The sequence below is a fragment of the Pseudomonas sp. TE12234 genome, assembly GCF_054061835.1.
The window spans coordinates 145648-152553 of the sequence record NZ_JBSSEP010000018.1 but is presented as its reverse complement, the minus strand read 5'-3'; the positions used below and the strand labels follow the sequence as shown (position 1 = coordinate 152553).

The window sequence follows — 6906 nt, the reverse complement described above, 5'->3', positions numbered from 1 at the left end:
CCCATTTTTTGGGCCGCTGCGCGCCCCAGCGGGAGCGAGCTCCCTCGCCACAGGTTACTGATTGCTCGCTCTATCTCTTAAATGAACAGCATTACACGGACAATCCGCGGGGCTTTTGCGTCAGACATCAGGATGGGTGGGGCACCCGGAAAATACCTTCAATCCTGGGCGTCGAGCATTTCCACCGGGTAGGAGAATACATAGCCTTCGCTGCGCACGGTTTTGATGTAGGTCGATTCTCGCGAGTCATCCTTCAAGCGTTGGCGCAGGCGACTCACCAGCAAGTCGATGGAGCGGTCGAACAGGTCGGCGTCGCGGCCCTGGGTCAGGTTGAGCAACTGGTCGCGGCTCAGCACCCGTTGCGGGTGATCGAGGAACACTCGCAGCAGGCGATATTCCGCGCCGCTGAGGGCCACCAGGGTGCCGTCTTCATCGAGCAGATGACGGGCCGTGGTGTCCAGGCGCCAACGACCGAAGCCGAGCATGCGGCCGCTTTCGGTGATCAGCAGGTTGGGCGGCAACATCCGGGTGCGGCGTAGCACGGCGTTGATCCGCGCCAGCAATTCGCGGGCGGCGAAGGGTTTGGTCAAGTAGTCGTCAGCGCCCATTTCCAGGCCAAGGATGCGGTCGGTTTCGTCGTCGCGCGCGGTGAGCATCAGGATCGGCGTGGCCTTGTGCTTGCCCGAGCGCAATTCACGGCACAGGACCAGGCCGTCGTCGCCGGGGAGCATGATGTCCAGTACGATCAGGTCCACCTGATTGGCTTCCAGGAAGCTGCGCATGTGCCGGCCGTCGGCGACCACGGTGGTGCGCAGGCCGTTTTTCTTCAGGTAGTTGCCGACCAGTTCGCGGATTTCCCGGTCGTCGTCGACGATCAGGATATGGTTGACGTGGTCCATTGCTTGGGTCCTCTTTTTGGTCCTTGGTGGCCTTTTAGCCGACCTGCGTTTTTTTGACTGAGTACATATCCGTTGCTGCGGTAACGGCGGCTTAGGGTTTCGCCCTTACGGCGAGGCACTTTTTTCAAACGCCGGAGTGCCGGCCCAGCAAAAAGTACCCAAAAAGGCTCGCCCCGAGCGTCCGGCCCCTCGCTAAGGCTCGGCGTTCCTTCGCTGCGGTATCCATCCGGGGACACTGCCCTCCGGTCTGCTTCGCGACGACCTACATGCAGCGTGTTCGACTGCGTCGAACGGCGCTGCGCGCCACTCCCCGGATGCACACCTCCACTCAGCCTCCCGAAGGGGCGGGTGGATCAAGATCAAGAGCTGCAGGCGAGCTAACGCTCGGCCTGATGAGTGGTGAAGAGCGGGTGTACGCCGTCGTGCTTTTCTGTGGGAGCTGGCTTGCCAGCGAAGAGGACAGGTCATTCGACATGGATGGCATCTGACACACCGCTTTCGCTGCGATGCGGCGGCCCGACAAGCCAGCGAAGAGGACAGGTCATTCGACATGGATGGCACCTGACACACCGCTTTCGCTGCGATGCGGCGGCCCGACAAGCCAGCGAAGAGGACAGCCCATTCAACATGAATGGCACCTGACACACCACCTTCGCCAGCAAGCCGGCTCAGATTTGTGTGGTGCCAAACAACCCGAATGAGCCCCGCGACCCAGTAGGAGCTTGCTTGTCGGGTCGCCGCATCGCAGCGGAGCCAATCTGCCAGTCAACCCATACCTCAAGCCTTCCTCAACATTTCGATCAAACCCTGCGGCCACACCGTCTCCGTCGTTTGTTCCAACTCGGCGATCGACCACCATTTGTGTTCAGCCATCACGCGCTTCTCTTCCGCCGTCCAGCCATCGCGCGTCAGTGGCTCGCGCTCAGCGTGCACGACAAAGTACTGCTCCACCGCCAACACCGTCTCACCGCTGGGCAACATCATCGAAAAGCGGTCCTGCCCAGCACTGGCGCCAATCGCGTCTACATGCATACCGGTTTCTTCAAACAATTCCCGAATCGCCGCGGCTTCGAAGGTTTCACCGTCCTCCAACCCGCCACCGGGTGTTGCCCAGTAGTTGCGGCCAGCGAGGGCGTCGTCCTTGTGCTGGAAACGAAACAACAAAACCTGACGGTCGGGGTTGATGACCAGCAGCCTCGCGGCATTACGTTGGCGCATGTTGATTACCTATCCTTGGAAACAACAAGCCGAAGCTATGGCTTCGGCTCGCAATGTTACTGATCTACATCGGCTTGATTACGCAACGACCTGATAGCACGGCACGTAGGCCGCGCCGCCGGGCAGTTTCATCCGGTGCTGGGCGACGAATGCCTTGAGCAGTTGATCCAGCGGTTGCATGACGGCCGCATCGCCACGGATCTGGTACGGTCCGTGTTCTTCGATCAGGCGGATGCCCTTGTCCTTGACGTTGCCGGCGACGATGCCGGAGAACGCGCGGCGCAGGTTGGCGGCCAGTTCGTGGGGCGGCAGGTCGCGGCTCAGTTTCAGGTTGGCCATGTTTTCGTGGGTCGGGTCGAACGGACGCTGGAAGCCTTCGTCGATTTTCAACAGCCAGTTGAAGTGGAACGCGTCATTGCGCTCGCGGCGGAACTGCTTGACCGCTTTGAGGCCCTGGGTCATCTGCCGCGCGACTTCGGCCGGGTCGTCGATGATGATTTCGTAGTGCTGTTTGGCGCCATCGCCCAGGGTGGCGCCGACGAACGCGTCCAGCTGTTCCAGGTACGGCGCGGCGTGTTTCGGGCCGGTGAGGATGACCGGGAAGGGCAGGCCCTTGTTGTCCGGATGCATCAGGATGCCGAGCAGGTACAGGAACTCTTCGGCGGTGCCGGCGCCGCCCGGGAAGATGATGATGCCGTGGCCGACGCGGACAAAGGCTTCCAGGCGTTTCTCGATGTCCGGCAGGATCACCAGTTCGTTGACGATCGGGTTCGGTGCTTCGGCGGCGATGATGCCCGGTTCGGTCAAGCCCAGGTAACGACCGGCATGGATACGCTGCTTGGCGTGGGCGATGGTGGCGCCTTTCATCGGGCCCTTCATCACGCCGGGGCCGCAACCGGTGCAGACGTCGAGGTTGCGCAGGCCCAGTTCGTGGCCGACTTTCTTGGTGTACTTGTATTCTTCGGTGTTGATCGAGTGACCACCCCAGCACACCACGATTTTCGGCTCGACGCCGGGGCGCAGGGTGCGGGCGTTGCGCAGCAGGTGGAAGACGTAGTCGCTGATGCCCTGGGAGGTGCTCAGGTCGATGCGTTGGCTGTCGAGTTCATTTTCGGTGTAGACGATGTCGCGCAGGGCGCTGAACAGCATTTCCCGGGTGCTGGCGATCATTTCGCCATCGACGAAGGCGTCGGCCGGGGCGTTCAGCAATTCCAGGCGTACGCCGCGGTCTTGTTGGTGAATGCGGATTTCGAAGTCCTTGTAGGCTTCGAGAATGGTCTTGGCGTTGTCGACGTGGGCGCCGGTGTTGAGGATGGCCAGGGCGCATTGGCGGAAGATGTTGTAGGTGCTGCCGGATCCGGCTTCGCTCAGTTGCTGGACTTCCCGTTGGGACAGGGTTTCCAGGCTGCCTTTCGGGCTGACCGAGGCGTTGATTACTTGTCGTTGGGTCATTCAATGATCCTTAAAACGATGTCATCCCCACAGAAACAACGAATGACATCCGAATAGTGTGTATCCATGAAAGAAGATGGCACTAATTGCACGCTCTCGCCACGTCCCCCGTTTGACGATGAAAAGATGAAAAGGAGCTCCAGCATAGCTAAATCCCGCGCAGAGGCGATAATGCCCGCAATCTTTTTACCCGCGACTGAAGGAAACCCGACGTAATGTTCGAAATCCAGCCGATGAACGCCGAAACCTATCGGCAACAAACGCGGCGCAGTACGGTGATCATCGCTCTGATTTTCCTGGCGCTGGCCATGGCACTGTCGACCCTGGCGGTGGCGGTGTTCGGTGAGCCTGGCGGGGACAATCTTCGATTCAACATTGGCGGCGTGTTTGCTGCCGTGCTGGTGATGGCGGCGCTGATGCGCCAGGTGTTCTGGACCCGGCAATGGATGGCGCCGGCGGTCTACAGCTGGCAGCTCAAACGCAGCCTGATGAGCATCACCAACGTCATGCACCATGTCACGACGGCAGTGGAGGCGGGCGATCCGACGGCGATGAAGCTGTTGCGCTTCTATCATCTTGGGTTGAGCCAGATGCACCAACTGGACGGCAACTCCAGCGATCATGGGCAATTGAACCGGGAAATGGAACAACACGAGGCGCGGATGGCAGCGCTGGGCATCGATACCGGGCAGACGCGGCTGGATCCGCTCTGGATCGAAGCCGTGAAGCAGGCGCGGTAGGCGCTGGCGCAGCCCACCAACATTCAAGGAGCGAGGGCATGGGACATCCGTCCATTCACGACCACATCGAAAAAAACCGGCCCGGCGTCGCCAGGCTCAAGGTGCGCTCGGCTGTCACGCTGATGCTTGCGGTGTGCCTGTCGATGATGGTGATCGTGATCTGGGAGACGTGGAACTCGCGTCAGTACCACTTGCACGACAAGGAAGTGGCGATGTCCAACCTTGCGCAGACCCTGGCCTCGCAAGCGCAGTCGTCGATCAAGCAGGCCGATACGCTGCTGTTTGCGTTGGTCGATCGCCTGGAAAACGAGGGCATCGCGCCTGGGCAACTGGATCGCCTGCAACGCTTGCTCAGCGCCGAGCGTAGTGAACTGAGCCAGATCCACGGCCTGTTCGTGTATGACGAAAACGGGCGCTGGATCGCCAATTCCAACGGTGCCGAACTGGGCGGTGCCAATAACTCCGACCGTGAGTATTTCATCTACCACCGCGATCATCCCGACCGGGGGCCGCACATCGGTCCGTCGATCAAAAGCCGTTCCAGCGGCGAATGGATCATGACGGTGTCGCGCCGGGTCAATCACCCGGATGGCAGTTTTGCCGGTGTGGCACTGGCCACTCTCTACCTGAACCACTTCCTGCAACTCTACGACAGCATCGACATGGGCGATAACGGGGTCATCAACCTGATCGCCGACGATGCCAGCATCATCGTGCGTCGACCGTTCAATGAGGCCGACATCGGCGCGAACCTGTCAAAGAGCCCGCTGTTCACCCAGCTGCTGCCCGCCGCGAGTTCCGGCACGGCGACGATCAGGTCCCTCATGGATGGCGTCGAACGGGTGGTGGGCTATCGTCGGGTCGAGGGTTATCCGCTGATCGTCTTCGTCGCCCTCGACAAGCAGGAAGTGCTGGCCAGCTGGCGCAAGCAGTCGATGCTCAGTGCCGGGATCGTCGCGGTGCTGCTGGGCTTTCTCGGCGTGCTCGGCTTTCGCCTGATCAAGCTGATGAAGCAGCAGGATCGGGTCCAGACCGAGCTGCTTGGCACCCAGGAAAAACTTCTGGAGCTCAATCGCAACCTTGAACTACTGGCGCTCGAGGACGCGTTGACCGGGCTGGCCAACCGCCGCCAGTTCGATCTGTTCATTCATTCGGAAATGGGACGTGCGCGGCGCAACGTCACGGACCTGGCGCTGCTGATGATCGATGTCGACCATTTCAAGGCCTTCAACGATCAATATGGCCATCTGGCCGGCGATGAGTGTCTGCGCAAAATCGCCGCCATCATCACCGATCACATCAAGCGCCCCAAGGATCTGGCGGCCCGGTTCGGTGGCGAAGAGTTTGCCGTGGTGTTGCCCGGCACCGATTACGTAGGGGCGTTCCTGGTGGCGGAAAAAATCCGCCACGCTGTGCTGGCGGCCGGCCTCCAGCACAGTGAAAGCCCCGAGGGCAGGGTGACCGTGAGCGTGGGTGTCTGCGGCCACGGCCCGGCATCGCAAGCGCAGACGGACGACTTGATCGGTGCCGCCGACAAGGCGCTGTACGTGGCCAAGGCCAGCGGGCGCAACATGAGCGTGATTGCCAACTGACGCTCAGACAAAGCGGTCGCTGCCTTGCACCAATCGGTTGGCCAGGTACGACTGCTTGAGTTTTTCCAGCCACCAGCCCAGCGCTCGACCGTCGTGATCGCCGCGCCATCCGGCATACAGGATGTTGGGCTCACGCGGATCGGCCATCTGTTTCTCAATCAGGGCGCCGCTCTTGAGTAGCGAGCCGACCCGGTGCCTGGGCAACCAACCCACGCCCAAACCGTCGCACTGCGCGAGGATTTTCGCGCGCATGGTCGGAAGCGCCAGCACGCTCTGGCCGCTGGAAACGCCGTAAGTACTGCCCTCGGTCGCGCGCGACGAGTCGGCGACGACAATCGCCCGGTGTTGCGCCACCTGGGCGCGTGATACCGGCTCCCTGGCCTTGGCCAGCGGATGTTTTGGCGACACGGCGAACACCCACTCCATTTCGCCCAACTGCATCCAGCGCAAGGACGGGATCGCCGGCGGTTCGTTGGTGGCGCCGATGATCAGGTCCGCGCGGCCTTCACGCAGGGCTTCCCAAACCCCGCGCAGCACTTCCTGGGTGATGCGCAGCGGGACGCCGGAGCCCAGGGCATCGAACTCATGGATCACCGGCATCAATGTCTCGAATTCCAGCAGTTCATCGGTGACGATCCACAAGCGGCTCTCCCAGCCGTTGGCCACTTGCTGCACCCGTTGGGTCAGTCGCGAGACGTCCTGCATCAGCCGCGCCGCTTCGTTCACCAGCAACTCGCCGGCGGGGGTGAGTTGCAGGCGATAACGACGGCGATCGAACAGCAGCGCGTCGAAGCGTTCTTCCAGTTGCCGGGCGGCGTATGACACCGTGGACGGCGCCTTGCCCAGATGAGCGGCGGCCCGCGACAGACTGCCGGTTTCGCGGATGGCTTCGAGTAATGCCATGTCTTCGGTCGACAGCATGTGCAAAGTCCTTGAGGGGTAATACGGTATCTATAGAAGAATATGCGTTTCCTGAGTTCCGTGTGCGGCAATAAAGATCGCGAC

Annotated in this window: 6 protein-coding genes; 2 read left to right on the top strand and 4 right to left on the bottom strand. The window is 61.3% G+C overall.

The genetic code is table 11. The features are described 5' to 3' along the window. Positions 1–158: 158 nt before the first annotated feature. From ACVWYU_RS24320 to ppnN, 3 genes are all read right to left on the bottom strand, one after another. Complete coding sequence (locus ACVWYU_RS24320; protein WP_090319493.1) at positions 159–899, bottom strand: response regulator; 741 nt, start codon at positions 897–899, stop codon at positions 159–161. A 777-nt stretch (positions 900–1676) separates the two neighbouring features. Further along, positions 1677–2117: an NUDIX hydrolase gene (locus ACVWYU_RS24315; protein ID WP_457373855.1), complete on the bottom strand. Its 441-nt coding sequence runs from the start codon at positions 2115–2117 to the stop codon at positions 1677–1679. 78 nt (positions 2118–2195) lie between these two features. Continuing rightward, the gene (gene ppnN, locus ACVWYU_RS24310) at positions 2196–3569 is read right to left on the bottom strand and encodes a nucleotide 5'-monophosphate nucleosidase PpnN (protein ID WP_090319497.1); all 1374 of its coding nucleotides are present in this window, start codon (positions 3567–3569) and stop codon (positions 2196–2198) included. A gap of 215 nt (positions 3570–3784) precedes the next feature. On the opposite strand from ppnN, the gene ACVWYU_RS24305 reads away from it, so the two are divergent. Beyond that, positions 3785–4309 (top strand): DUF3087 domain-containing protein, encoded by a 525-nt coding sequence (locus tag ACVWYU_RS24305; protein ID WP_247254344.1) that lies wholly within the window; start codon positions 3785–3787, stop codon positions 4307–4309. 38 nt (positions 4310–4347) lie between these two features. Next, a complete protein-coding gene (locus tag ACVWYU_RS24300; RefSeq protein WP_457373854.1) occupies positions 4348–5901 on the top strand; it encodes a sensor domain-containing diguanylate cyclase in 1554 nt (517 codons plus the stop codon). Between the two features lie 3 nt (positions 5902–5904). Here the strand turns inward: ACVWYU_RS24300 and ACVWYU_RS24295 are convergent, their stop codons facing one another. Then, positions 5905–6822: a LysR family transcriptional regulator gene (locus tag ACVWYU_RS24295; protein ID WP_247254346.1), complete on the bottom strand. Its 918-nt coding sequence runs from the start codon at positions 6820–6822 to the stop codon at positions 5905–5907. Between the last annotated feature and the right edge of the window lie 84 nt (positions 6823–6906).